Origin of the sequence: Mycobacterium sp. NS-7484 (assembly GCF_001953975.1) — a bacterium.
Taxonomy (GTDB): Bacteria; Actinomycetota; Actinomycetes; order Mycobacteriales; family Mycobacteriaceae; genus Mycobacterium.
Map to the genome: position 1 here is coordinate 14,134 of NZ_MBEJ01000122.1, position 25,741 is coordinate 39,874.

A 25,741-nucleotide genomic window follows, 5' to 3' on the forward strand; every position below is an offset into this window, starting at 1 on the left:
GTCTATATTCATATGCGGCGGAAAACTTTTCACGACCTCGACGCCCAGGTTCTGATCGGTCGCGACGACGAATGCCGGCTGCTGGATGGTCTGATGTCGGCTCTGTCGACCGAAAGCCGAGTGCTGGTGTTGCGCGGAGGGGCCGGTGTCGGCAAGACGGCACTGCTGGGCTACCTGCTCGGGCGGGCCCGCCAGTGTGACAGCAGTTTCCGCACCACTCAGGTCACCGGCGTGGAGTTCGACATGGACCTGGCGTATGCCGGCCTGCAGCAGCTGTGTCGGCCGCTGCTGCCTTACCTCGACGAACTCCCGGACCCACAGCGCCGAGCGCTCGAGACGGCCCTGGGGCTGGACACCGGGGACAGTCCCCCGACGGACCGGGTGCGGGTGGCGGCGCTGGCCCTGCTGACCGCGGCCGGCCGTGACCGGCCGCTGTTGTGCCTCATCGACGATGCGCAGTGGCTCGATCTCGCCTCACTGGAGGTGTTGTCGTTCGCGGCGCGACGAATGGAAGGACCGGTGGGGCTGGTGTTCGCCACCCGTGACGTGGGCGCTTTGGCCGGCCTGCCGGAACGGGTGGTCGGAGCCCTGTCCGATGCACACGCGCGCGAGCTGTTGGACTCGACCCTGGGTGTCCACCTGGATCCGCGGGTGAGTGACCGCATCCTGGCCGAGGCCGGGGGTAATCCGTTGGCGTTGATGACGCTGCCGGCAGATGACTCCGCTGCCGAACTTGGCGGCTCGTTGCGCCGCGGACATCCCCGCTCGGTGACCACACGAATCGAGCAGAGCTACGTCGAACGGATCGGGGCACTGCCGGAACCGACGCGGCAGCTGCTTCTCGCCGCCGCTGCCGAGCCGATCGGAGACCGCGCAGTGCTGATCCGCGTCGCGCACCGCTTGGCGGTCACCGCCGCCGACTTGGCCCCCGCGGTGGCGGCCGGTGTGGTGGAAGTCGGGGCCGGGGTGCGGTTTTGCCATCCCCTCGCGCGGTCGGCAGCCTACCGTGCCGCAGACCCGGTGGAGCGTCGCGCAATACATCGGGTGTTGGCCGAAGTCACCGACGCGCAGACCGATCCCGATCGGCGCGTGTGGCATATCGCCAATGCCGTGACGGGGCCCGACGACGAGGTGGCCGCGCAACTGGAAGCCGCCGCTGGCCCCGCCCGCCACCGGTCCGGTGTCTCGGTGGCGGCAGCTTTCCTGCAGCGGGCGGCGCTGCTGACCTCGCACCCCGAACGCCGCGGCGACTGTGCGCTCGCCGCGGCCCGCGCCAAACTCGATGCCGGTGCTCTGGGCGATGCCGAGGAGTTGCTCGCCATGGCGCAGCTGGGCCCGCTGACCGAACTGCAGCGGGCCCGATCGGCCGGGTTGTCTGCCCGGATGACGTACCTCGAACATCGTGATGACGGTTCCGGTGCGACGACGTCGAGCGCTATCGCCGCCCGATTGCACGATGCCGCACAAAAGTTGGAAACCCTCGACGAAGCCGCGGCGGTCGAAGCCCGTCTGGAAGCACTCGCCGCAGCGACGGCTGCCGGCCGTCTCGGGAGCGTCCCGGCCGTGGCCCGCCTCGCCGAGTCGGTCGTTCCCGCCGCCGGTGAACCCGCCGCGGTGCCGGAGTTCGAGGCATCGGGCCGGCTGGCCGCCCTGCCTGTTCTCGAGCAGGCCGCAGCCTACGAGATGTGGGATGACGCTCTCGCACACCGGTTTGCCACGGCTGCGGTGCAACGATCTCGGGAGTCCGGCGCCGGGCACCTGCTCGCCGAAACGCTGTCCCACCGAGCCGTCGTGCTCATGCTGACCGGACGGCTCGACGAAGCCGAAATGATGCTGTCGGAGGCACATTCGCGCTCGGCCTCGGCCGGCTACCACGCCCCCTGGCGTTACCCGTCGCTGCTGCTCGACGCGTGGAGAGGGGATCCGGCCGACCTGGAGGGCATCAAAACCGGTGCGGAAGCTGCGCTCAACCGTGGGGAAGGACGCGCCCTGGGGCTGGCCCGGTATGCGACGGCGGTGCTGTGCAACGGTCTGGGCCGTTACGAGGAGGCGTTCACCGCCGCCCGACAGGCCGCCGAGTATGACGACCTCGGGCTCTACGGTTGGTACCTGGTCGAGCTCGTCGAATCGGCCACCCGTGTCGGTGACACCGCAACGGCCGAGGATGCGCTCATCCGGCTGACCCGCCGCCTCGCCACGAGCCAAACCGATTGGGCGCGGGGAACTCTGGCGAGTGCTCGGGCACTGACCACCCATGGTCAGGATGCCGAGGCCGGTCACCTCGAAGCGATCGACCACCTGAGCCGTACCCAGGTTCGGATCCACCACGCGCGGGCACACCTTCGGTATGGGGAGTGGCTGCGGCGCAGGCGGCGGCGCTCGGCGGCACACGAGCATCTCACCGTCGCCCACGACATGTTTATCCGCTTCGGCGCCCAGGCGTTTGCCGGGCGGGCCGAACGTGAACTGATTGCCAAGGAGGGCAAGCCGCTTCAGCCCACACTCGCCGGAGGGGACCATCTCACCGCCAAGGAGCTGCAGATCGCGACCCTGGCCGGGCAAGGCTTCACCAATGCCGTCATCGGCGAGCGGTTGTTCATCAGCACCCACACCGTCGAGTGGCACTTGCGTAACGTGTTCGCCAAGCTCGGGGTGACCTCGCGCCGACAGCTTCGAACCTTGGCGTCGGCGGGTTGACGGCAGTTCAGCGGCCGACGAACTCCACGACCACGCCGGTGAAGGCGTCGTTGTCGTCACCGGCGGCGGTGTGCCCGGCGTCGGACAACTCGACGAACTCGGCGGCGGGCACCTTCTCCAGGAAGTCCTGCACACCCTCCGGGCTGACCACATCGGACAGTTTCCCGCGGATCAGCAGGATCGGGATCGACAGGTTTATCGCGGCCTGTTCCAGCTTCTCGACCCGGACGAAGGGATCGTCTTCCGGCTTGGTCAGAAACGCCGGATCCCAGTGCCAGTACCAACGCCCGTCGCGCAGCCTCAGGTTCTTCTTGAGCCCTTCGGGACTGCGCGGCTTGGTGCGGTACGGCAGGTAGGCCGCCACCGCCTCGGCGGCCTCCTCCAACGAGTCGAAGCCGTTGACGTTGGTGAACATGAAGTCGCGGATACGTGCGCTGCCGCTCTTCTCGAACCGTGGCACCACGTCGACCAGCACCAGTTTGGTGACCAGTTCCGGACCTGCCTCGTGCGCGGCCAGGATGCCGGTCAAGCCGCCCATGCTGGCGCCGATCAACACGACGGGACGGCCGATCTGGTACAGCACATGCTGCACATCGGCGCACAGCACCTCGACCGAGTAGTTGGCGCTGGGGGAGCGGTCGCTGTCGCCGTGCCCACGTGCGTCGAGAGCGATCACGTGGAGCCCGCGGTCGGCCAGGATCTGTCCGGTGTTCTTCCAGGAGAACCGGTTCTGTCCGCCGCCGTGCAACAACAGGACCGTCGGCTTGTCGGCAGCCGACGCCGCGTCGCGGTTCCATTCGTCGCCGACCAGATTCAGGTCGTCGACCCCGCGGAACGTGACGGTCCGCAATTGGCTGTGCTCTGGTTTCCCGGTGCTCACGGACATTCCTCTCGCCAGGCCCCGGAGGTCACGTTACCCAGACGGGTTTTCGCCCCATCCGCGACCCGCTGCGCGGGCACGTTCCTAGAATTGACAATCGTGCAAATCGAGCCAGGCGAGGTGGCACGCGACGCCGATGAGCGCAAGGCAATCATCAAGGCGGCGTTCACGTGCCTGTCCGAGCCCCATGCCGGTGCGGTGCCGCTGGCGGTGATCTTGGCCCGGGCGGGGTTGTCCACCCGGGCGTTCTACCGGCACTTCGAGTCCAAGGATGCGCTGTTCTTGGCCATGCAGCAGAGCGGCGGCCGGTCGTTGGGCTGCCGTCTGGACCGGATCGCCGATGACGACGGCGGACGGCCGGTCGAGCAGCTCGCACAGTGGATCAGCGTCGCGTTCCAGGTGATCCACGATGCGCGGTTGCGTAATCACGCCGCAGTTCTGGATTCCGACGAGATCCGCTCGGCCAAGGGGTACGACGAGGCCCAGGAACAGTGGCGCTTCGACCGGGAACGGGCACTGGCCGGGCTTCTGCGCCGCGGCCGCGACGATGGCTCCTTTCCACTGGCCAAGCCGGATCGCGACGCTGCGGCCATCCGCGCCGTGGTCAGCCATGAGCTGGCCCGTCTGCCTGCCGACGGCGATCGCGAGGATGCGTGCGCAGCGGCGGTGGACTTTGCTCTGCGAGCCGTGGGTGCGCGCACCCGGGACCGCTGATCGCGGTGTGACCGATGCCACGTACTTTGGAGCGCACGCGTGCCAACCCACGCGACACGTAGTGCCCCGAGGAGCAGATGTATGGCAGACGACAGCGCCGACGCCGAGCCTGTCGAGCAGACCGAGGCCGACGAGACCGCCGAGGCGGACGACGAGGTTGCCGACGAGACCGAACCGGCGGACGACGACCAGGCGGTGCCCGAGCGGCGACGTTTTCTGCGGACGCCGACGGCTCTCGGCGTGGTACTCGTCGTCGCGCTCGCAGCGCTGACCGGTTGGACGGGATACGAGTTCTATCAGGTTCAGCATGAACAGCAGAGGCGCGAGATGTTCGTCGACACCGCACGTCAGGCCGCGGTGAATCTGACCACCGTCAACTGGGAACACGCCGAGGACGACATCCAGAGAGTGCTCGACACCTCGACCGGCGCGTTCTACGACGACTTCGACAAGCGTTCGAAGTCGTTCCTTGAGGTCGTCAAACAGATCAAATCGAAATCCGTAGGCACCGTCACGGCGTCCGGGTTGCAGTCCTACTCGCCAGATGAGGCCAAAGTGCTCGTCTCGGCGACCATCCGCTCGACCAACGCCGGGGTGCCCGAACAGGCGCCCCAGGTATGGCGAATGGTGTTGACAGTGCAGGACGTTGACGGCAAGGCGAAGGTTTCCAACGTGGAGTTCATCCAGTGAGCGGCCGACACACGATGCCGCCGGCCGGGCGTCGCAAGGCCGCGGCGGAATCTGCCGAGGCAACAGAGCAGGTGAGCCTCGACAAGGTCGCGGCCGAGCAACCTGAACCCGAGCCCACCGAGACCGAGCCCACCGAGACTGAGCCCGCCGAGACTGAGAGCGCGGCGCCGGAGGACGCGGCGCAGATGGACGAGCCCTCGGCTGCCGACGAGCCGGACGAGCCCGAGCCGTCGCGCAACCGCTCACGGATTCCGCTGGTGTTGGCGGCGCTGGCTCTGGTCCTGGCGGTGGCCTGTGGGGTGTTACGCTGGCTGATCGTCACCCAGCATGAAAGTGCCACCGCCCGAACAGAATCCGTCGAGGCGGCCAAGGACATCACCGTCCAGATGCTCTCGTATGAGACCGAGACCGTCGACCAGCAGCTGACCGCGGCCCGTGACCGGATGACCGGAGAGTTCCTCGGGACGTACACCGCGATGATCAACGAGGTGATTCCCGCGGCGCATGCTCAGCAGATCGCCGCGGTGGCCGATGTGCAGCGTGTGGGAGTGGTGAGCGCGAAGCCCGACCGTGCCGAGGTGGTGATGTACGTCGATCAGAGCGTGCAGGTGGGTAACAAGATGCCGGAGAAGACGTTGTCGATCGTGCGGGCCACGATGGTCAAAGAGGGTGACCAGTGGTTGCTGTCCCAGTACGAGCCGGTGCAGCCATGAGTGAGCCGCGCTGGATCGACGTGAACACTCCCGCGGTACAGCTGCGGGCGTTGGTGTGGGGCCCCGACGACGGGCCGGTGGCGTTGTGCCTGCACGGTTTTCCCGATACCGCCTACGGCTGGCGGAAGGTGGCGCCGATGCTGGCCGATGCCGGCTGGAAGGTGGTGGCGCCGTTCCTGCGCGGCTACGTGCCGTCGTCGATTCCCAGCGACGGCAGTTATCACGTCGGGGCGCTGATGGATGATGCGCTGCGGGTGCTGGACGCCGCCGGACCGACGGGAAACGATGCGCTGATCGGCCACGACTGGGGCGCCATCACCGCCTCGGGTCTGGCGGCGATGCCGGACAGCCCGTTCACAAAATCGGTGATCATGTCGGTCCCGCCGTCGGCGTCGTTCCGGCCGCTGGGCCGGGTGCCCGACACAGGCCGGCTGATCGCCCAGTTGCCGCGTCAGTTCGCCCGCAGTTGGTACATGATGTACTTCCAATTGCCTTGGCTGCCTGAGCGATCCGCGTCGTGGGTGGTGCCGAAACTGTGGAAGCAATGGTCACCCGGCTACGACGCCGCCGAGGACGTGCGCCACGTCGACGCCGCGATCGGAGCGCCCGACCGCTGGCGGGCCGCGCTCGGTTACTACCGGGCGATGCTGCGCGGCAGCAAGCCGCCGGCCCAGTATGCCGAGCTCCACCAGCACTGGCTGTCCGCGCCGGTGCTGCCGACACTGTATCTGCACGGCACCGATGACGGCTGTGCCGCACCGGATTACGCCCGGTGGGTCGAGGAGATCCTGCCGAGCGGCAGTGCCGTGGGCATCATCGACCACGCCGGACATTTCCTGCAGTTGGACCGGCCGGACGCGGTCGGGCGACAGATCGTGGATTTCATCGGTAGTCCCGGACGGAACTGACCGGTGCGCCGACTGGCCGCAATCGACGCCCAGAACTGGTGGATGTCGGCCAAACTGCCCAACGATCAGTTCCTGCTCTACGGATTCGACGGAGTGCCCGCGGATCTCGGTGCCACGGTGGCCGAGATCCGGATGCGTGCCCAGCACTGCCCGGACCTGACCCTGCGTATCCGTGACGACTGCCGGCTGACCTACCCGGCCTGGATGCCGCGGACGGTGGGCGAAGACCAGTTCGCGATCCACCACGGTGAGCTCGGCTGGAACGAGTGCCTGGACGCCGTCGCGCAGCTGGCCGACCATCAGCTCGACGTCACCGTCGCAGCCTGGCGCCTGCACATATTCCCCCGGGTCCGTGCGATTCCCGGTGCCGCGACGGGCACTGTCGCGGTGTTGCAGATCTCGCATGCCCTTGCCGACGGGACCCGGGCCTCGGCGCTGGCCGCGTGGCTGTTCGGCCGCGCCGAGCCCGTGGTGCCGGTGTCCGTACCTCGCTTTCCGGCCGCCCGGCTGCCCTGGCGGGCGATCGAGGCAGCCCGCACTCAGCGGAAGCTGGTCCGCGACACCGAATCCGGTGTCGTGCCGGCGCCGGCGCCGTCGCGTCCGGTGTTGCACAGCAATACCGAGCCGACCGGTGGGCGTTGGGTGCGCACCATCATCCGGCAGCGTTCACAGATCCCCGGACCCACGGTCACCATCGGAGCCCTGACCGCGATCTCGTCGGCCCTGGACGGGCATCTGCGTGAATTCGGCGACGATACGAGCGCGCTCGCGGCCGAGGTGCCCATGGCTAAATCAGGTATTCGCCACGCGCACAACCACTTCGGCAACGTCGGCATCGGTTTGTATCCCGAACTCGCCGTACCAGACCGGATCGTGCATATCACGGCGGATTTCGCCGAGCGCCGACGCCGCGCGGCTCACCCGGGCATGATCGCGGCCGGCCGAGCATTCGCCGCCACCCCGGCCCCGTTGTTGCGGTGGGGCGTCGCGCAATTCGACCCGACGGTGCGGGCGCCTATGGTCACCGGCAACACCGTGGTGTCCAGCGTCAACCGGGGCGCGGCGGATCTGCGGTTCGGTGAGGCTGCGGTGGTGGTGACAGCCGGTTACCCCTCGCTGTCACCGATGATGGGGCTGACCCACGGCGTGCACGGGATCGGGCAGACGGTGGCGGTCAGCGTGCATGCCGCCCGGTCGGCAGTCGGGGATATCAACGCTTACCTCGCGCGGCTGGAGGCGGCGCTGGGCGGTTGACCGCGGCGCAGCATGGCGATGCCGACGTCCAGGGCGGCCTCCAGATAGCTCAGATCGCCGGAGGCCAGCAGGACGCTGACGCCACCCTGGATTCCGGCCAACAGCGCGGCCGCGACCCGGTCGGCGTCCAGATCGGCGGCGACCTTGCCCTGCGCCTGCATGTGCCGAATTCCCGCGGCGATCTCGTCGTGCCATTGCTGCAACAGGGCTTTGGTGACCGCCTGGGCGCCGGGGGTGGTGCGCCCGATTTCCGACATGAGCAGGCTCAACGGGCAGCTCTGGCCCTGACGTCGATAACGCTCGACCACTGCGTCGCGCCAACGTTGCCACGCGGCCCATGAGGTCAGCTCACCCAAGTAGGGCTGCTGGTCTTCCAGCACCATCTGGGCCTCACGCTCGGCGACCGCGAGCAGAAGCTGCTCCTTGCCGTCGGGGAAGTAGTGGAACAGCTGGCTCTTGGAGGTCTGGGTGTGCGCGCGGATGTCGTCGAGCGTGGCCGCGGCCACGCCGTTGCTGCGGATCACCGCGGCGGCACCCTCGATGATGCGGCGTCTGGTGGCCGCGCCCTTGGCCGTCAGTTTCTGGACTTGCAGGTCCATTTTCAGCGGCTTATACCTGGACTCATGAGTCCAAACACTACGCGTTTGCGCGGCCGCACAGCACTTGTCACGGGTTCCACCGGAGGCCTCGGCGTCGCCATTGCCAAGGCCCTGGTGGCCGAAGGCGCCCTCGTCGTCGTCAGCGGCCGGAACAAGGAACGCGGCGATGCCGTCGTCGCCGAGATCCGGGCTGCCGGAGGGCAAGCCGAATTCGTCGCCGCCGACCTGGGTGCCGGAGGCGACGAGGTGCACCGCCTGGCGCGAGAAGCCTTGGCGGCAGCCGGCGGGCAGATCGACATCCTGGTCAACAACGCGGCCGTGTGGGGGATGCCGCAACCCACCGAGGAAGTCTCGGAAACCGCCCTGCTCGAGTCTTATCAGGCCAACGTGATCGCACCGTTCCTACTCACCGGTGCCCTGGTGCCGGCGATGGCCGAGCGTGGCGACGGCGCGGTGATCAACATCGGATCGATCACCGGACTGATCGGCGGAGACCGGTCGGCGCTGTACTCGTCGACCAAAGCGGCCGTGCACTCGCTGACCAAGTCGTGGGCGGTCGAGTACGGCCCACGCGGGGTCCGGGTGAACGCGGTGGCCCCCGGACCGATTGCGACCGAACGCGCCGCCGCCGTGGCCGACGACGTGGCCCCAGTGCTGGCCCGCATCCCGTCGCGGCGGATGAGCACGCCCGAGGAAGTGGCCGCGTCTGTCGTGTTCCTGGCCGGTGACGACGCCCGAAACGTCCACGGGGCGATCCTGAGTGTGGACGGGGGCTGGGCAGCGGCGTGACAGATGGCCTAGATTCTGTCACGTGGCTTCTGATACAGCGCTCCTTGTTCTGCGGGTCGTCCTCGGGCTGACGATGGCCGCCCACGGCTACAACAAGTTCTTCGGCGGCGGCCGCATCCCCGGCACCGCGGGATGGTTCGACAGCATCGGCATGAAACCCGGCATGTTCCACGCCCGGGTCGCGGCGCCCACCGAGATCGCGGCCGGCCTCGGCCTGGCGCTCGGCCTGCTCACCCCGATCCCGGCGGCCGGCTTCGTGGCGCTGATGCTGGTCGCGGCCTGGACCGTGCACCGGGCCAACGGTTTCTTCATCGTCAAGGAAGGCTGGGAGTACAACCTGATCCTGGCCGTCGCGGCGGTCGCGATCGCCGGGCTGGGCGCCGGCCGCTACAGCCTCGACTACCTGTTGTTCTCCGGCACCGACGTGTGGAACTACGTCCAGGGCTGGTGCGGTCTGGCGATCGCGGTGGTGCTGGGCCTGCTCGGCGGCATCGGCCAGTTGGCGATCTTCTACCGCCCGCCGGTCAAGTCCTAATTTCCTCGCCGAACAGACGCAAACCGGTACCTTTTCGAGCGAAGAAGTACCGGTTTGCGTCTGTTCGCGTGAGGGCGGAATAGAACACGTTCTAATCTGGCTGGCATGGGTTTTCTCAAACAGGTCGCTCCCCAGGTCGACTTCGAGGAATGGAGTAAGGGCAGCCGCGCCGAGAAGATCCGGCCGATGGCGCGCCACTGGGCCGAGGTCGGATTCGGGACACCGGTCGTGCTGCACCTGTTCTACGTCGTCAAGATCCTGCTCTACATTCTCGGTGCGTGGTTGATTGCGCTGACGACCGAAGGAGTCGACGGCTTCACGAACGTCGCCTCCTGGTATGCCGAGCCGATCGTCTACCAGAAGGTCATCTTCTACACGATGATGTTCGAGGTCATCGGCCTCGGCTGTGGTTTCGGCCCCCTCAACAACCGGTTCTTCCCACCCATGGGCTCGATCCTGTACTGGTTGCGGCCCAAGACGATCCGGCTGCCACCCTGGCCCAACCGGGTGCCGCTGACCAAGGGCGACGACCGTACCCTGCTCGACGTCGCGCTCTACGGGGCGTTGTTGGTCATGCTGGTGGTGGCACTGTCCTCGCAAGGGACGGGGCCCATCCCCGAACTGGGTACCCAGATCGGCATCCTGCCGGTGTGGCAGACGGCAACGATCATCGGCCTGCTGGCCCTGGCCGGTCTGCGGGACAAGGTGATCTTCCTGGCCGCGCGCGGCGAGGTCTACGGCGCGCTGGCGGTCTGCTTCCTGTTCAGCGGCGCCGACATCGTCATCGCCGCCAAGCTGATCTGCCTGACCATCTGGATCGGTGCGGCGTCGTCGAAGCTGACCAAGCACTTCCCGTTCGTCATCTCGACGATGATGAGCAACAACCCGATCTTCCGGCCCCGCTGGATCAAACGGAAGTTCTTCGAACACTTCCCGGACGATTTGCGCCCGGGCCGTCCGTCCCGCTTCCTGGCCCACTTCTCCACCGTGATCGAGGGTTTGGTGCCGTTGGTGCTGTTCTTCTCGCACGGCGGCTGGCCGACCGCGATCGCCGCGTTCGTCATGCTGGTCTTCCACTTCGGCATCCTGAGTTCGATCCCCATGGGCGTGCCGCTGGAGTGGAACGTCTTCATGATGTTCAGCGTGCTGGCGCTGTTCGTCGGGCACGCCGGGATCGGGCTCGGGGACCTGAACAGCCCGTGGCCCATCGTGCTGTTCGCCGTGTCGGTCACCACCGTCGTGCTGGGAAACCTGTTCCCGCGCAAGATCTCCTTCCTGCCCGGGATGCGCTACTACGCGGGCAACTGGGACACCTCACTGTGGTGCGTCAAGCCCTCGGCCGCGGAGAAGATCGAGAAGGGCATCGTGGCGATCGCCAGCATGCCGGCCTCGCAGATGGAGCGGTACTACGGCAGCCCGGAGACCGCCCAGATGTACCTGTACATGGGATATGCGTTCCGCGGGTTCAACTCTCACGGCCGGGCGCTGTTCACGCTGGCGCACCGCGCGATGGTCGGGCACAACGAGGACGACTATGTGCTGACCGACGGGGAGCGGATCGTCTCCACGGCCATCGGCTGGAACTTCGGTGACGGCCATATGAGCAACGAGCAACTGATCGCCGCGTTGCAGAAGCGCTGCCATTTCGAGCCGGGGGAGGTGCGGGTGGTGATTCTCGATGCGCAGCCGATCCAGCGTCAGACCCAGCAGTACCGGCTCGTCGACGCGGCCACCGGCGAGTTCGAGCGGGGTTACGTCAAGGTCGCCGACATGGTGACCCGTCAGCCCTGGGACGACGAAATACCGGTGCATGTCGAGGAAGCGGCATCGACGGTGCGTTCAGAGCGCGATTCGGGCTGATTTTGCGATCTGAACGCACGCTCGGCGGAAATCGGCTCAGCGCATGACGTCGCGCACCTTGACGCTCTCGATGTCCTGCAGCATGAGGACGCGGGCAGTGTCGAGGTGTTTGCGCCAGTGCGCCTCGGCGGCGTCGCCGTCACCAGAGCGGATGAGCTGGATCAGCTTGCGGTAGGAGCGCATCAGCTTGTCGTAGTCGGCCTTCGACACCGGCCGGCGCTCCTTGAACAGAAAGGCATGGTGGCGCACGGTGATCTCGTGCAACATGCCGGCGATGATGCCGAGGGTGGCATTGCCCGACAGTTCGACCACCCGGCGGTGAAAGTCGCCGGTGGTCTCGGCCAACCGGTCCGATTGGTGGTCGGTGGGGATGTGCTCGTCGAGCATGCGTTCCAGTTCGGCGAACGCCGCCTCGTCGCCCTTCTCGGCCAACAGCCGCGCGGCCATCGGCTCGATCGCCGCGCGGCCCACCAACAGGTCGGCGATGTCGGCGCCGGACAGCTCGAGCAGCAGACCGGCGGGGCGGGCGACGATCTCGGGGCCGGGCACCCGCACCCGGGCGCCGGTGCGCGAGCCACGCCGCACCTCGACCAGACGCTCGGATTCCAGCACCCGCACGGCCTCGCGGAGGGTGGGGCGGCTGACGCCGAAGTGCTCCATCAGCTCGGCTTCGTTGGGCAGGAAGTCGCCCTCTTTGAGCTGGCCGTCGACGACCATCCGCCGCAGGGTGCCCGCGACGAGCTCGGCCGTCTTCGGGGAACGGACCGGCGCCTGCGGTGCGATCGCGTCGGGGCCGATCATCGGCGCCAGTGGTGTGGTTCTAGCCACCAGACACTCCCAGGTAGACAAGGTCGATTACGGGCCGGGCGGCCCAGCTGTGCAACTCAGTAAACCATCTAGGCCTCTCTTGGACGGTACATCAGCTCTACCAACCAGTAGGTTGACCTAGTAAACCTACTGGTCTATTTTCACCTCGAGCGACCCGTCGAGCTCTAAGGGGGTCGCGCCACAACCCTTCAAAGGAGAAGTCATGGCTGAAGCCGTCATCGTCGAGGCTGTCCGGTCACCTATCGGGAAGCGCAACGGCGCCCTGTCGGGTGTGCACCCGGCGGAGCTGTCGGCCCAGGTGCTCAACGGCCTGGTGGAGCGCGCCGGCGTCGACCCTGCCCTCGTCGACGACGTCATCTGGGGCTGCGTCATGCAGGCCGGTGAGCAGGCCCTCGACATCGCCCGCACCGCCGTGCTGACCGCCGGCTGGCCCGAGACCGTGCCCGGCGTGACCGTCGACCGCCAGTGTGGTTCGAGCCAGCAGTCGCTGCACTTCGCCGTGGCCGGTGTGGTGGCCGGTCACTACGACGTCGTCGTCGCCGGTGGTGTCGAGTCGATGTCGCGCACGCCGATGGGCTCCTCGCTGGCCAACGGCGGGCATCCGTACCCGGAGGCCTTCCGGGAGCGCTACAACGGGCAGAACCCCAACCAGGGTGTCGGTGCCGAGATGATCGCCGAGCAGTGGGTCCTGTCGCGCACCCAGCTCGACGAGTTCTCCCTACGTTCGCATGAGAAGGCCGCGGCCGCACAGGATTCCGGCGCGTTCAAGGATCAGATCGTCGGGATCAAGGATCAGGACGGAAACGTCGTCTTGGAAGACGGCGGCATCCGCCGCGGCGGCACCGTCGAGTCGATGGCCGCGATCAAGCCGGCCTTCAAGGAGGACGGCGTCATCCACGCCGGTAACTCCAGCCAGATCTCCGACGGGTCGGCCGCGCTACTGATCATGTCGGCCGACAAGGCAAAAGACCTGGGGCTCAAGCCGCTTGCCAAGGTGCACACCGCGGTGCTGGCCGGCGCCGACCCGGTCATCATGCTGACCGCGCCGATCCCGGCCACTCAGAAGGCTTTGAAGAAGTCCGGTCTGAACGTCGATGACATCGGCGTGTTCGAGGTCAACGAGGCGTTCGCCCCGGTGCCGATGGCCTGGCTCAAGGACATCGGCGCCGACGAGAGCCGGCTCAACCCCAACGGTGGGGCGATCGCCCTGGGTCACCCGCTCGGCGGCTCCGGTGCCCGCATCCTGACCACGCTGCTGTATCACATGCGCGACAACAACATTCAGTACGGCCTGCAGACCATGTGCGAGGGTGGCGGCCAGGCCAACGCGACCATCCTGGAGCTCCTGTGACCGACGCCGACACCCAGCCCGGCGCGATCGTCGACAAGCGTGGGAACGTCCTGCTGATCACGATCAACCGGCCCGAGGCGCGCAACGCGATCAACGCCTCGGTCAGCATCGCCGTCGGCGACGCGCTGGAACAGGCCCAGAACGACCCGGAGATCCGCGCGGTCGTGCTCACCGGGTCCGGCGACAAGTCGTTCTGCGCCGGTGCCGATCTGAAGGCAATCTCGCGGGGGGAGAACCTCTTTCACCCCGAGCATCCGGAATACGGCTTCGCCGGCTACGTCAGCCACTTCATCGACAAGCCGACCATCGCCGCGGTCAACGGCACCGCCCTGGGCGGCGGCACCGAACTGGCGTTGGCAAGTGACCTGATCGTCGCGGAGGAAAGCGCGAAATTCGGTCTGCCCGAGGTGAAGCGGGGTCTGATCGCCGGTGCCGGTGGCGTGTTCCGCATCGCCGAGCAGCTGCCCCGCAAGGTGGCCAACGAGCTGTTGTTTACCGGTGAGCCGATGACCTCGGCCGACGCGCTGCGCTGGGGCCTGATCAACCAGGTGGTGCCCGACGGGACCGTCGTGGACGCGGCACTCAAGCTGGCCGAGCGGATCACCGGCAACGCGCCGCTGGCCGTGCAGGCCTCCAAGCGGGTGGCCTACGGCGTCGAGGACGGCGTCGTCGTCGGAGACAAGGACGGCTGGAAGCGCACCAACCGCGAGTTCAGCACCCTGCTGCAGACCGAGGACGCCAAGGAAGGGCCGCTGGCCTTCGCCCAAAAGCGCGAACCTGTTTGGAAGGCAAGGTAAATCATGAAGCGAACGATCTACACCGCAGAACACGAAGCGTTCCGCGAGACCGTCAAGGAGTACATCGAGCGTGAGCTCGTGCCGCACTCCGAGAAGTGGGAGACCGAGCGGATCGTCGACCGGTCGGCCTACACCGCGGCCGGCAAGTACGGCGTCATCGGGTTCAACATGCCCGAGGAGTTCGGCGGCGGCGGGTCGGATGACTTCCGGTTCAACGCGATCATCGACGAAGAGATCGCCAAGGCCGGCGTGCACGGCCCCGCACTGAGCCTGCACAACGACGTCGTCGGCCCCTACTTCAAGGACCTGACCAACGACGAGCAGAAGAAGCGCTGGCTGCCCGGCATCGCCAGCGGCGAGACCATCATCGCCGTCGCCATGACCGAACCGGGTGCGGGCAGCGACCTGGCCGGCATCCGCACCTCGGCGGTGCGCGACGGGGACGACTGGATCATCAACGGCTCCAAGACCTTCATCTCGTCGGGTATCAACTGCGACCTGTGCGTCGTGGTGGCGCGCACCGATCCCGAGGCCGGCCACAAGGGCTTCACGCTGTTTGTGGTGGAGCGGGGCATGGAGGGCTTCACTCGCGGCCGCAAGCTCGACAAGATGGGCCTGCACTCACAGGACACCTCGGAGCTGAACTTCGAGAACGTGCGGGTGCCCAACGCCAACCTGCTGGGCAAGGAGGGTCGCGGGTTCTACCACCTGATGACCAACCTGCCCTCGGAGCGGCTGTCGATCGCGATCTCGGCCATCTACGGCGCGCGCGCGGTCTTCCAGGAGACGCTGCAGTACGCCAAGGACCGCAAGGCATTCGGCCAGTCGATCGGCAGCTTCCAGCACAACCGGTTCCTGCTCGCCGAGATGGAAACCGAACTCGAGGTCACCGAGAACTACATCGACCGCTGCCTGCAGGGCGTCGTCGACGGTGAGCTGACCGCGGTGGAAGCCGCCAAGGCCAAGTGGTGGGCCACCGAGGTGGCCAAGAAGGTCGTCGACAACTGCGTGCAGCTGCACGGCGGCTACGGCTACATGATGGAGTACCGCGTGGCGCGGGCCTACGTCGACGGACGCATCCAGACGATCTTCGGTGGCACCACCGAGATCATGAAGGAGATCATCGGCCGCGACTTGGGCGTCTAGCCGGCTCGGGGTCTAGTTTTTTCCGCGACCAGACGCAAAACCGCACCTTTTCACGTGAAAAGGTGCGGTTTTGTGTCTGCTCGCGCTGAAGGATCAGCCGATCGGCGCGTCGGCGGCCGGGGTCTCGGGCTCCGCAGCCTGCGTGGTCGTGGTGGTCGGCGTGGTGGTGGTACCCGACACCGTCGGCACCAGGGCGTCCGGCGGCGAGTTGGGATCCAGCACGGTGTCGATCAGGTAGATGCGGGCGTTCTCCGCCTGGATGGGGCCGCAGACCAGCTTGGCGGTGTCGTTGACCTTGATGTCGCCGCCCTTGCCGGTCACCTTGACCTCGGCGCCCTGCTGGGTGGGGCGCTGACCCTTCACGTCGTCGGGCCCGAGCAGGCCGAGGAACGCGTGGTAGTAGTCGAAGCTGGTGAGCGCGGCCGGATCGGACTTGAGGGCGTCGAGCTGCCCGGGCGCCATGGCATCGAAGGCCGCGTTGGTGGGCGCGAAGATCACGTACGGGCCGTTGTCGAGCACCGGCACGATGTTCACCTCAGGGTTCAACCCGCCGGACAGCGCGGCGTTGAACGTGCTGATGTCGGGGATGCTGGCCAGCACCTTGCCGGCCGGCAGCGTCGCGAGGCTCTTCCACTCCGGCATGGCCTTCTTGAAGTTGTCGCAGCCCGATCCCTGCGGGTCGGGGATCTCCACCACCGGGGCGGCCGTCGTGGTCGGCGCCGGGTCGGCGTTTGCGGTGACCGACAACGGCAGAGAAGCCGTGATCGCGGCGACCGCCGCAGCGAAGCCCAGTGTCGTGGTGCGCGTCTTCATCGGTGGGTTTTCCTCCCGCTCGTCCTAGCCTGTATTCGTCGGCTGCCGGTGACGCGTTACGCGGGTCCTCCGCGCGACTACGGCGACCGGTCTGGCGAGCGAACACGACAACCTCAGCGTTCCCCGCGGCGCCGCATCGGATGGTAAGGCCAACATTGCGCTTACACCAAAGACCAATTGTCCAGTGCAACGGCCGCGACGCCTCTGCGCTGGGCTTTTCGAATGTTGATGCACAGCACGCCGGCAGCCGGAACACCGGGTTGTGCGCGCCGTCGGCCTCGGCTGCCCTTGTTCGGTGACCGACCAGCCCGGCTGACTACCATGACCGGCATGCCTGAGCCCTTGATCGTTTCTGTCGCTGGTCATACTCCCAAGATCGACCCGGAGGCCTGGCTCGCGCCCAATGCCAGTGTGATCGGCCAGGTTTCGCTGGCTGCCGGCGCCAGCGTCTGGTACGGCGCCACGCTGCGCGCCGAGGTCGAGCCCATCGAGGTCGGCGAGAACAGCAACATCCAGGACGGGGTGACCGTTCACGTCGACCCGGGTTTCCCGTGCCGGATCGCCGCCGGGGTGACCGTCGGCCACAACGTGGTGCTGCACGGCTGCACCGTCGAGCAGGACAGCCTGGTCGGGATGGGTGCGGTGGTGCTCAACGGTGCGGTGATCGGCGCCGGTTCCCTGGTGGCCGCCGGCGCCGTGGTGCCGCAGGGCATGGTGGTGCCGCCGCGCTCGCTGGTGGCCGGGGTGCCGGCCAAGGTGCGCCGTGAACTCAGCGACGACGAAGTCGGCCACAACCAGCTCAACGCCGCCGCCTACACACATCTCACCGGGTTGCACCGAGAGGCCTGAGGCGGTCAGCGCAGCGGGTGGGCGAGCTCGTCACGGGGCATCCGGGCGGCGGTGACCGCCACCGCCGCCAGCAGTGCCGGCAGCAGCCCGGCCACCAGGAAGATGGACTCCATCGAGACCACCTTGGACAGCGGGCCGACGATCGCAAACGACACCGGCATGAACGCCAGCGACACGAAGAAGTCCAGGCTCGACACCCGGCCCAGCATTTCCGTGGGCACCCGGCGCTGCAGCAGCGTTCCCCAGATCACCATTCCGGCGCCGTCGGTAACGCCGACGCAGAACGTGGCCAGGGCCATCAACGGGAACGACGAGGTGACGCCGACGATCACCAGCGGCACCGAACCCATGCCCCACATCAGCATCATGGTGGTCAAGTAGCGGCGCGGCATGCGCCGCGATGACACCGTCAATGCGCCCAGCGCACTGCCGAATCCGAAGAACGCCAGGATGAATCCGTAGGCCCGGGCACCGTCGTGGAACCGGTCGGCGGCGATGAACGGCAACAGCACCTCGATCGGTCCGAGCACGACGAGTACGAACAGGCTCGCGAACAGCAGCGTCCACAGCAGCCACGGGGTGCGCACCATGAACGCGAAACCCTCACGCAGATCCTGCAATACCCGCGGCCGCGCGGTGTTTTCTTGTGGCACAGCGGGATTCGGCGCCGGGCGGGTGGCCACCAGCAGCGCCAAACCCAGTCCGAACAACACCGCCACCACCACCGCGCCCAGGGCGGGGAACGCTGCGGCGATCACCATGCCCGCTATCGCGGGACCGATGGAACGCTGGAAGACCGGCCGCACCACACCTTCGACACCGTTGGCCGCCAACAACTGTTCGGGTGGCAGGATGCGCGGCAGGATCGCGCTGTAGGCCGGGAAGAAGAATGCGGCGGCGATGCCGAGAATGCCTGCGGCGACAGCCATGTGCCAGATCTTCAGGGCATCGAGCAGGCCCAGCACCGCCACCGTGGATACCGTTGCCAGATTGACCGTTTCGACCGCAATGATGATGGCACGTTGGTTGAACCGGTCCGCGGCGATACCGCCGACGAGGACGAACGCCACCAACCCGGCGCCCAGGCAGGTGGCCACCAGTGACAGCGAGGCCGGATCGTTGTCGATCGCGATGACCTGTAGGGCCATCACCACCGACCACATGCCCTCGGCGAAGATCGACAGCGTCACGGCTGCGATCAGCAACCGGTATTCACGGATGCGAAAAGGCGCGAGCACCCGCCAGCCGCCGGCCGCGCGGACCGGCAACTCGATGTCGTGCTGGGCGCTCACCGTTCGATGGTGCCCACCCGGCGCGGTCCGCGTCCAACGATTTTCCTCGCCGAACAGACATAAACCGGTACCTTTTCGGCCGAGAAGGTACCGGTTTATGTCTGCTCGCCGAGGTAAGGGGCGCCCCTACTGGTCGGAGAACTCCGGACGCCGGTTCTGCTGGAAGGCCTGGGTGCCCTCGCGGAAGTCGTTGGACACCAACAGCTTCAGCTGCCCTTCGCGCTCCCGGGCGAAGGCGCCCTCGAGCTCGGTGAGCGTGGCGGCGTTGACGGCCTGCTTGGTCTCGCGCAGCGCGACCGCCGGTCCGGAGCGCAGCTTGGCGATCACCTTGTCCACCGCGGCGTCGAACTCGTCGGCCGGGTACACCGCGCTGACCAAGCCCCAGTCGTAGGCGTCGGTCGCGCTGAGGCGGTCGGCCAGCAGCGCCAGGCGCATCGCCCGGGCGCGGCCGATGTTCGCCGCCACCAGGGCCGAGGCGCCGCCGTCGGGCATCAGTCCGATCTTGGTGAAGGCCAGCAGGAAGAACGCCTGATCGGAGGCGAGCACCACATCGGCAGCCAGCGCCAGTGACACCCCGACGCCCGCGGCCGGCCCCTGAACGACCGAGACGACCGGCTTGGGCAGATTCACGATCGAGGCGACGGCGCGGTTGGCCGCATCGAGCACGCCTGCGGCGTCGTGGCTCTTGGCGTTCTGATCTTCCTCGCTGATGCCGGCGCCCGAGCTGAATCCACGGCCCGCGCCGCCGAGGCGCACCGCCCGCACCTCCGGGTCGGTGGCGGCCAGCTCCATGGCGTCGGCGATCGCGGTCAACATGTCCTGGGTCAGGGAGTTGAGGCTGTCGGGTCGGTTGAGCGTCACCGACAGGACGCCGTCCTCGAGCGATACGGATACGTCTTTCACGTCGGGGTATTCGCGGGTCACGGTCATCTCTGCACCTTAAGTCTGGCGGGCCAGTGGCCCGCTCCGAGCGGGGCCGGCTATGGCCATGCCGGTCGAGAAGGTTATACAAGTAAGCTATGTCACCGGTCAACCGTGGCCGAACACGCGAAGGGGCGGTAGAGCATGGCAGGACCACTGCAAGGTTTGCGCGTTGTGGAGCTGGCGGGCATCGGCCCCGGCCCGCATGCGGCGATGATCCTCGGCGATCTGGGTGCCGATGTGGTGCGGATCGAGCGGCCCGGAAAGAGCGGCGGAGTGCCCGCCGGTGACCGGGATTCGATGCTGCGCAACCGACGCTCGGTGGCAGCCGATCTCAAGAGCGACGAGGGCCGTGAACTGGTCCTCACCCTGATCTCCAAGGCCGACGTGCTGATCGAGGGCTACCGACCCGGTGTCACCGAGCGCCTCGGGCTGGGTCCCGACGACTGCGCCAAGGTCAACGACCGGCTGATCTACGCCCGGATGACGGGCTGGGGTCAGGAGGGGCCGCGAGCGCTGCAGGCCGGCCACGACATCAACTACATCTCGCTCAACGGCCTGCTGCACGCCGTGGGACGCAAGGGCGAGCGGCCGGTACCGCCGCTGAACCTGGCCGGCGATTTCGGTGGCGGCTCGATGTTCCTGCTCGTCGGCATCCTGTCGGCGCTGTTCGAGCGGCAGACCTCGGGCAAGGGCCAGGTGATCGACGCGGCCATGGTCGACGGCTCGTCGGTGCTGATGCAGATGATGTGGGGCTTCCGGGCCAACGGCCTGTGGTCCGACGAGCGCGGCACCAACATGCTCGACACCGGTGCGCCGTACTACGACACCTATGAGACCGCCGACGGCAAGTACATGGCGATCGGGGCGATCGAGCCGCAGTTCTACGCCGAGCTGCTCAAGGGGCTGGGCTTGGCGGACGCCGACCTGCCGGCCCAGAACGACATGGCCCGCTGGCCCGAGCTGCGCGAGGCCTTCACCCAGGCGTTCGCCGCCCACGACCGCGATCACTGGGCCAAGGTGTTCGCCGGTACCGATGCCTGTGCGACGCCGGTGCTGTCGTTCGCCGAGGTGCTCACCGAACCGCATGTCGCCGAGCGCAATACGTTCTTCGACGACGAGGGCAACTTGCAGCCGATGCCGGCTCCGCGCTTCTCACGCAGCACCACGGCCGTGCCCACCCCGCCGCGCGAACGCGGAGCCGACACCGAAACCGTTCTGCGGGACTGGGTTTAGTTCACCGTTTCAGTTCGAACAATCCACGGGTCGGCACAGGGCCGGCCGGAAAGGAATGCGGTACATGGAGATCAAGGACGCGGTAGCCGTCGTCACCGGCGGCGCATCCGGTCTGGGCCTGGCCACCACCAAGCGGCTGCTGGATGCCGGTGCCCAGGTGGTCGTGATCGACCTCAAAGGTGAAGAGGTGGTGGCCGAGCTGGGGGAGCGGGCCAAGTTCGTGGCCACCGACGTCACCGACGAAGCGGGTGTCTCCAAGGCGCTCGACGTCGCCGAATCGCTGGGCCCGGTGCGGATCAACGTCAACTGCGCCGGTATCGGCAACGCGATCAAGACCCTGAGCAAAAACGGGGCATTCCCGCTCGACGGGTTCCGCAAGGTGGTCGAGGTCAATCTGATCGGCACGTTCAACGTGATCCGGCTGGCTGCGGAGCGTATCGCGAAGACCGAACCGCTGGCAGGCGAGGAGCGCGGCGTCATCATCAACACCGCGTCGGTGGCGGCGTTCGACGGTCAGATCGGCCAGGCCGCCTACTCGGCGTCCAAGGGCGGTGTGGTTGGCATGACCCTGCCGATCGCGCGCGATCTGTCGCGTGAGCTGATCCGGGTGTGCACCATTGCGCCGGGTCTGTTCAAGACTCCGCTGCTGGGCTCGCTGCCCGAGGAGGCGCAGAAGTCGCTGGGCCAGCAGGTACCGCACCCGGCCCGGCTGGGTGATCCCGACGAGTACGGTGCCCTGGCCGTGCACATCATCGAGAACCCGATGCTCAACGGCGAGGTGATCCGTCTGGATGGCGCGATCCGCATGGCCCCGAGGTAAGGACTGATATGGCATTGAAGACGAAGTTCACCGAGACGTTCGGGGTCGAGCACCCCATCGTGCAGGGTGGTATGCAGTGGGTCGGCCGCGCCGAACTCGTTGCGGCCGTGGCGAATGCGGGTGCGCTCGGGTTCATCACCGCGCTCACCCAGCCCACCCCGGCTGATCTGGCCAAGGAGATCGAGCGGTGTCGGGAGCTCACCGACAAGCCGTTCGGGGTGAACCTGACGATCCTGCCGACGATCAACCCGCCGCCATACGACGAGTACCGCCAGGTGATCGTCGACTCCGGCATCAAGATCGTCGAGACCGCGGGTTCCAACCCGGCGCCGCATCTGCCGATGTTCCACGACAACGGGATCAAGGTGCTGCACAAGTGCACCTCGGTGCGTCACGCGGTCAAGGCGCAGAGTCTGGGTGTGGACGGCATCAGCATCGACGGGTTCGAGTGCGCCGGTCACCCCGGCGAGGACGACATCCCGGGCCTGGTGCTGATCCCGGCGGCCTCGGCCAAGATCGAGATCCCGATGATCGCCTCGGGCGGTTTCGCCGACGCACGTGGTCTGGTGGCCGCGCTGGCGCTGGGCGCCGACGGCATCAACATGGGCTCGCGGTTCATGTGCACGGTGGAATCGGCGATCCATCAGAACGTCAAGGAAGCGATCGTGGCGGGCACCGAGCTCGACACCGAGCTGATCTTCCGCAGCCTCGGCAACACCGCCCGGGTGGCGAGCAACACGGTCTCGCGTGAGGTGGTGCAGATCCTCAAAGACGGCGGCCAGTTCGAGGACGTCAAGGATCTGGTGGCCGGCAAACGCGGCGTGAAGGTCTATGAGATCGGCGACCTCGATGCGGGCATCTGGTCGGTCGGAACCTCGATGGGCCTGATCAACGACATCCCCACCTGCGGCGAGTTGGTGTCGCGAATGGTGTCGGAAGCCGAGCAGATCATCAGCGGACGGCTGGCGAACATGATCGGTGCTGGAGAAGACGAAAGAGAAGCAGTCCTCGCCTGAGACGAGGACTGCGGGCCGTGGTGAACGAAGCTACGGCAAACTCACATGGGAAACGCGCGCCGCGAGGCGCGCGTTTTCTCATACTGCCTTCGGCAGTTCCTGGTAGGTGTCGAACTGCTCCGAGGTGTCACCCTCGACGAGGACATCGCCGTGGTAGAGAGCCTCGAAATCAACCTTGATGACATCGGCACTGGTGTCGTCGATCCACATGACACTGAGCGTATGGGTCACCATTAAGGAATCTTTGAGTCACGGTTCGGAAAATGGTGGCAATCCTACTTTTGGGTAGGTTTCTGGCGAGTAGGCCCCGGCTTCGGCGGCATCTTCGGGCGCCATCGGTGGGCGCCGATTTCTACTCCAGGGTCGCTGGAGCGCGCCGGCTACAACCCTGGCGTGGAAATCGACGAGAAGACTCGGGCATGGGCGCAGATTGCTGCCGATTTCTACTGCAGGGTCGCTGGAGCGCGCCGGCTACAACCCTGGCGTGGAAATCGACGAGAAGACTGGGGCATGGGCGCAGATTGCTGCCGATTTCTACTGCAGGGTCGCTGGAGCGCGCTGGCTATGACCCTGGCGTGGAAATCGACGAAGGCTCACGCTTAAGACGAAGGCCGACGCGTAAGCGGGAGTTGAACCCTCGGGCTTCGGTCCCCGTATGTAGAGCATGACCCGACGTTGACGGTGACAACTTACCGTTGTTAACTTAACGGCGATACCCGGGGGAAGGACATCTAGTGCTGCACCGAATCGCCCACCTGGCCATTGCCGCACCACGTCGTGTCCTGGCGGTCGCCGCCCTCGTGATGGTGGCCGCGGGCATCTTCGGCGTCCCGGTGGCCAAAAGCCTCTCGGCCGGCGGGTTCCAGGACCCGACCTCGGAATCGGCGCAGGCCACGCAATTGCTGTCGGAGAAGTTCGCCCGCGGTGACATGCAGCTCGTCATCAGCGTCACCGACGATTCGGCCGCCGGGGCCCAGAGCCCGGCCGCGAAGACCGCCGGCACCGACATCGCCGCCCAACTCAAGGCATCGCCCTATGTCACCGAGGTGAGCTCGGCGTGGACCGTGCCCGCCCCGGCGGCGGCAACGCTGATCAGCAAGGACGGTAAGACCGGGCTCATCCTGGCCGGGATCAACGGTGGCGAGAGCGGTGCGCAGAAGCACGCCAAGGAACTCACCGAGCAGCTGGTCCACGACCGCGACGGCGTGAGTGTGCGAGCCGGCGGCGAGGCGATGATCTACGTCCAGATCAACGGTCAGAGCGAAAAAGACCTGTTGATGATGGAATCCATCGCCATTCCGCTCAGCTTCCTGGTGCTGGTGTGGGTGTTCGGCGGATTGTTGGCCGCCGCATTGCCGCTGGCGGTCGGCGGCTTCGCGATCCTGGGATCGCTGGCGGTGTTGCGCGGGGTCACCATGGTCACCGACGTTTCGATCTTCGCGCTCAACCTCACCGTCGCGATGGGCTTGGCGCTGGCGATCGACTACACCCTGCTGATCGTCAGCCGGTACCGCGACGAGCTGGCCGACGGCGTCGAGCCCGATCGGGCGCTGGTGCGCACCATGATCACCGCCGGACGCACCGTGCTGTTCTCGGCGATGACGGTGGCGCTGTCGATGGTGGCGATGGTGCTGTTCCCGATGTACTTCCTGAAATCGTTCGCCTACGCGGGCATCGCGGTGGTGGCGCTGGCGGCGTTCGCGGCCGTCGTCGTGGCCCCGGCCGCCATCGCCCTGTTGGGCGACCGTCTCGACGCGTACGACGTGCGTCGGTTCGTCCGCCGCATCCTGGGCCGGCCCGAACCGGTGCCCAAGCCCGTCGAGCAGACCTTCTGGTACCGGATGAGCAAGCGCGTGATGCGCCGTTCGGTTCCGATCGGGATCGGCGTGGTTGCGTTGCTGCTTTTGTTGGGCGCGCCGTTCCTCGGCATCAAATGGGGATTCCCCGACGATCGGGTGCTGCCGTCGTCGGCGTCGGCCCGTCAAGTGGGCGACGAACTGCGCAACGACTTCGCGGTGGACTCCTCGACCGCCGTCACCGTGGTGCTCCCGGACATCACCGCACTGCCGCCTGCGGAGATCGACCGCTACGCAGCCGACCTGTCGCGGGCCACCGGCGAGGTCTCGGTGTCCGCACCCGGCGGCACCTTTGTCGACGGTCGACGGGTCGGCCCCCCGTCGTCGGGCACCGGAATCGCCGATGGCAGTGCCTATCTCACGGTCGCCAGCCACGAACCGCTGTTCAGCGACGCCTCGGAAGCCCAGCTCGATGCGCTGCACGCGGTGCCTGCTCCGGCCCAGGTGCAGTTCACCGGCCTCGCGCAGGTCAACCGGGACAGCTCCCATGCCATCACCTCCCGATTGCCGATGGTGCTCGGCATCATCGCGGCCATCACCTTCGTACTGCTTTTCCTACTCACCGGCAGCGTCGTGCTACCGCTGAAAGCGTTGGTGCTCAACGTGTTGTCGCTGTCAGCGGCGTTCGGTGCGCTCGTGTGGATTTTCCAGGACGGCCACCTCGGCGCGCTGGGCACGACGCCGACGGGCACCCTGGTGGCCAATCTGCCGGTGTTGTTGTTCTGTATCGCCTTCGGGCTGTCGATGGACTACGAGGTGTTCCTGGTCTCCCGGATTCGGGAGTACTGGCTGGCATCCGGCGGCACCGAAATATCTCCTCGGGCACGGAACGACGAGAGCGTCGCCCTCGGCCTGGCCCGCACCGGCCGGGTGGTCACCGCAGCGGCACTGCTGATGTCGATCTCGTTCGCCGCGCTGATCGCCGCTCAGGTGGCGTTCATGCGGATGTTCGGGCTCGGGCTGACTTTGGCCGTGCTCGTCGACGCCACCCTGGTGCGCATGCTGTTGGTCCCGGCGTTCATGCATCTGATGGGGCGGTGGAACTGGTGGGCGCCCGCACCACTGGCTCGGCTGCACCGGCGCATCGGCATAAGCGAGTCCGGCCCCGACGATCTGTCTGGTCTACCCGAGGGTGACCGGGAGCACGCGGGCGCAAGCATGGCGGACACCGGTTAGC

The 25,741-nt window shown here is 67.1% G+C and carries 24 protein-coding genes; 17 read left to right on the forward strand and 7 right to left on the reverse strand.

Features of this window, described 5'->3' with window-relative positions:
- Window positions 1–12 precede the first annotated feature (12 nt).
- Window positions 13–2,697: an AAA family ATPase gene (locus tag A5733_RS22035; protein WP_083666380.1), complete on the forward strand. Its 2,685-nt coding sequence runs from the start codon at window positions 13–15 to the stop codon at window positions 2,695–2,697.
- Between the two features lie 7 nt (window positions 2,698–2,704).
- Here A5733_RS22035 and A5733_RS22040 read toward each other — a convergent pair whose 3' ends face one another.
- Entirely contained in the window at window positions 2,705–3,577 is an 873-nt protein-coding gene (locus tag A5733_RS22040) for an alpha/beta fold hydrolase (RefSeq protein ID WP_067764527.1), read from the reverse strand.
- Between the two features lie 99 nt (window positions 3,578–3,676).
- Here A5733_RS22040 and A5733_RS22045 point away from each other — a divergent pair, with 99 nt between their 5' ends.
- The 5 genes from A5733_RS22045 to A5733_RS22065 all read left to right on the forward strand — a co-directional run bounded on the left by A5733_RS22045 (window position 3,677) and on the right by A5733_RS22065 (window position 7,856).
- The gene (locus A5733_RS22045; RefSeq protein WP_231965535.1) at window positions 3,677–4,291 is read left to right on the forward strand and encodes a TetR/AcrR family transcriptional regulator; all 615 of its coding nucleotides are present in this window, start codon (window positions 3,677–3,679) and stop codon (window positions 4,289–4,291) included.
- An 81-nt stretch (window positions 4,292–4,372) separates the two neighbouring features.
- Window positions 4,373–4,981, forward strand: coding sequence for an Mce protein (locus tag A5733_RS22050; RefSeq protein WP_076241667.1), 609 nt, complete (start codon window positions 4,373–4,375; stop codon window positions 4,979–4,981).
- Window positions 4,978–5,694 (forward strand): hypothetical protein, encoded by a 717-nt coding sequence (locus A5733_RS22055; protein ID WP_142254152.1) that lies wholly within the window; start codon window positions 4,978–4,980, stop codon window positions 5,692–5,694. The genes A5733_RS22050 and A5733_RS22055 overlap by 4 nt, the downstream gene beginning before the upstream one ends.
- A complete protein-coding gene (locus A5733_RS22060) occupies window positions 5,691–6,602 on the forward strand; it encodes an alpha/beta fold hydrolase (protein WP_076241669.1) in 912 nt (303 codons plus the stop codon). Before A5733_RS22055 ends, A5733_RS22060 begins: the two co-directional genes overlap by 4 nt.
- 3 nt (window positions 6,603–6,605) lie before the next feature.
- Window positions 6,606–7,856, forward strand: a complete 1,251-nt coding sequence (locus A5733_RS22065) for a DUF1298 domain-containing protein (protein WP_076241670.1) — start codon at window positions 6,606–6,608, stop codon at window positions 7,854–7,856.
- Here A5733_RS22065 and A5733_RS22070 read toward each other — a convergent pair.
- Entirely contained in the window at window positions 7,820–8,455 is a 636-nt protein-coding gene (locus A5733_RS22070) for a TetR/AcrR family transcriptional regulator (protein WP_076241671.1), read from the reverse strand. The genes A5733_RS22065 and A5733_RS22070 overlap by 37 nt on opposite strands.
- A gap of 24 nt (window positions 8,456–8,479) precedes the next feature.
- Here A5733_RS22070 and A5733_RS22075 point away from each other — a divergent pair, with 24 nt between their 5' ends.
- The 3 genes from A5733_RS22075 to A5733_RS22085 all read left to right on the forward strand — a co-directional run bounded on the left by A5733_RS22075 (window position 8,480) and on the right by A5733_RS22085 (window position 11,639).
- Entirely contained in the window at window positions 8,480–9,244 is a 765-nt protein-coding gene (locus A5733_RS22075; protein WP_076241672.1) for an SDR family NAD(P)-dependent oxidoreductase, read from the forward strand.
- A 22-nt stretch (window positions 9,245–9,266) separates the two neighbouring features.
- A complete protein-coding gene (locus A5733_RS22080) occupies window positions 9,267–9,779 on the forward strand; it encodes a DoxX family protein (RefSeq protein ID WP_255376502.1) in 513 nt (170 codons plus the stop codon).
- 105 nt (window positions 9,780–9,884) lie between these two features.
- Window positions 9,885–11,639 (forward strand): DUF3556 domain-containing protein, encoded by a 1,755-nt coding sequence (locus A5733_RS22085; RefSeq protein ID WP_076241674.1) that lies wholly within the window; start codon window positions 9,885–9,887, stop codon window positions 11,637–11,639.
- 36 nt (window positions 11,640–11,675) lie between these two features.
- Here the strand turns inward: A5733_RS22085 and A5733_RS22090 are convergent, their stop codons facing one another.
- Entirely contained in the window at window positions 11,676–12,467 is a 792-nt protein-coding gene (locus tag A5733_RS22090) for a FadR/GntR family transcriptional regulator (protein WP_076241675.1), read from the reverse strand.
- A 202-nt stretch (window positions 12,468–12,669) separates the two neighbouring features.
- Between A5733_RS22090 and A5733_RS22095 the strand changes: the two genes are divergently transcribed.
- Genes A5733_RS22095 through A5733_RS22105 form a run of 3 tightly spaced genes read left to right on the forward strand, consistent with a single transcriptional unit; the run spans window position 12,670 to window position 15,761 of the window.
- Window positions 12,670–13,818, forward strand: coding sequence for a thiolase family protein (locus A5733_RS22095; RefSeq protein WP_067772045.1), 1,149 nt, complete (start codon window positions 12,670–12,672; stop codon window positions 13,816–13,818).
- Entirely contained in the window at window positions 13,815–14,615 is an 801-nt protein-coding gene (locus tag A5733_RS22100; RefSeq protein ID WP_076241676.1) for a crotonase/enoyl-CoA hydratase family protein, read from the forward strand. Before A5733_RS22095 ends, A5733_RS22100 begins: the two co-directional genes overlap by 4 nt.
- Before the next feature lie 3 nt (window positions 14,616–14,618).
- Window positions 14,619–15,761, forward strand: coding sequence for an acyl-CoA dehydrogenase family protein (locus A5733_RS22105; RefSeq protein ID WP_067772051.1), 1,143 nt, complete (start codon window positions 14,619–14,621; stop codon window positions 15,759–15,761).
- 93 nt (window positions 15,762–15,854) lie between these two features.
- Here A5733_RS22105 and A5733_RS22110 read toward each other — a convergent pair whose 3' ends face one another.
- Window positions 15,855–16,574: a fasciclin domain-containing protein gene (locus A5733_RS22110; RefSeq protein WP_076241677.1), complete on the reverse strand. Its 720-nt coding sequence runs from the start codon at window positions 16,572–16,574 to the stop codon at window positions 15,855–15,857.
- 330 nt (window positions 16,575–16,904) lie between these two features.
- On the opposite strand from A5733_RS22110, the gene A5733_RS22115 reads away from it, so the two are divergent.
- Window positions 16,905–17,423, forward strand: coding sequence for a gamma carbonic anhydrase family protein (locus A5733_RS22115; RefSeq protein ID WP_076241720.1), 519 nt, complete (start codon window positions 16,905–16,907; stop codon window positions 17,421–17,423).
- A gap of 5 nt (window positions 17,424–17,428) precedes the next feature.
- On the opposite strand, the gene tet(V) is transcribed toward A5733_RS22115, so the two are convergent.
- Entirely contained in the window at window positions 17,429–18,691 is a 1,263-nt protein-coding gene (gene tet(V), locus A5733_RS22120; RefSeq protein ID WP_198938915.1) for a tetracycline efflux MFS transporter Tet(V), read from the reverse strand.
- 150 nt (window positions 18,692–18,841) lie between these two features.
- Window positions 18,842–19,645, reverse strand: a complete 804-nt coding sequence (locus A5733_RS22125; RefSeq protein WP_076241679.1) for an enoyl-CoA hydratase — start codon at window positions 19,643–19,645, stop codon at window positions 18,842–18,844.
- Between the two features lie 135 nt (window positions 19,646–19,780).
- Between A5733_RS22125 and A5733_RS22130 the strand changes: the two genes are divergently transcribed.
- The 3 genes from A5733_RS22130 (at window position 19,781) to A5733_RS22140 (ending at window position 22,708) form a co-directional block, all read left to right on the forward strand.
- Entirely contained in the window at window positions 19,781–20,872 is a 1,092-nt protein-coding gene (locus A5733_RS22130) for a CaiB/BaiF CoA-transferase family protein (protein WP_067770191.1), read from the forward strand.
- Between the two features lie 64 nt (window positions 20,873–20,936).
- Window positions 20,937–21,692 (forward strand): 3-hydroxyacyl-CoA dehydrogenase, encoded by a 756-nt coding sequence (locus tag A5733_RS22135; RefSeq protein WP_076241721.1) that lies wholly within the window; start codon window positions 20,937–20,939, stop codon window positions 21,690–21,692.
- 8 nt (window positions 21,693–21,700) lie between these two features.
- Window positions 21,701–22,708 carry a nitronate monooxygenase family protein gene (locus A5733_RS22140; protein WP_076241680.1) on the forward strand — a complete coding sequence of 336 codons (1,008 nt, stop codon included), beginning with the start codon at window positions 21,701–21,703 and terminating at the stop codon, window positions 22,706–22,708.
- Window positions 22,709–22,786: 78 nt separating this feature from the next.
- Here A5733_RS22140 and A5733_RS28125 read toward each other — a convergent pair whose 3' ends face one another.
- Entirely contained in the window at window positions 22,787–22,918 is a 132-nt protein-coding gene (locus A5733_RS28125) for a hypothetical protein (RefSeq protein ID WP_142254153.1), read from the reverse strand.
- A 524-nt stretch (window positions 22,919–23,442) separates the two neighbouring features.
- Here A5733_RS28125 and A5733_RS22145 point away from each other — a divergent pair.
- The gene (locus A5733_RS22145) at window positions 23,443–25,740 is read left to right on the forward strand and encodes an MMPL family transporter (RefSeq protein WP_076241681.1); all 2,298 of its coding nucleotides are present in this window, start codon (window positions 23,443–23,445) and stop codon (window positions 25,738–25,740) included.
- The last annotated feature ends 1 nt before the right edge of the window (window position 25,741 follow it).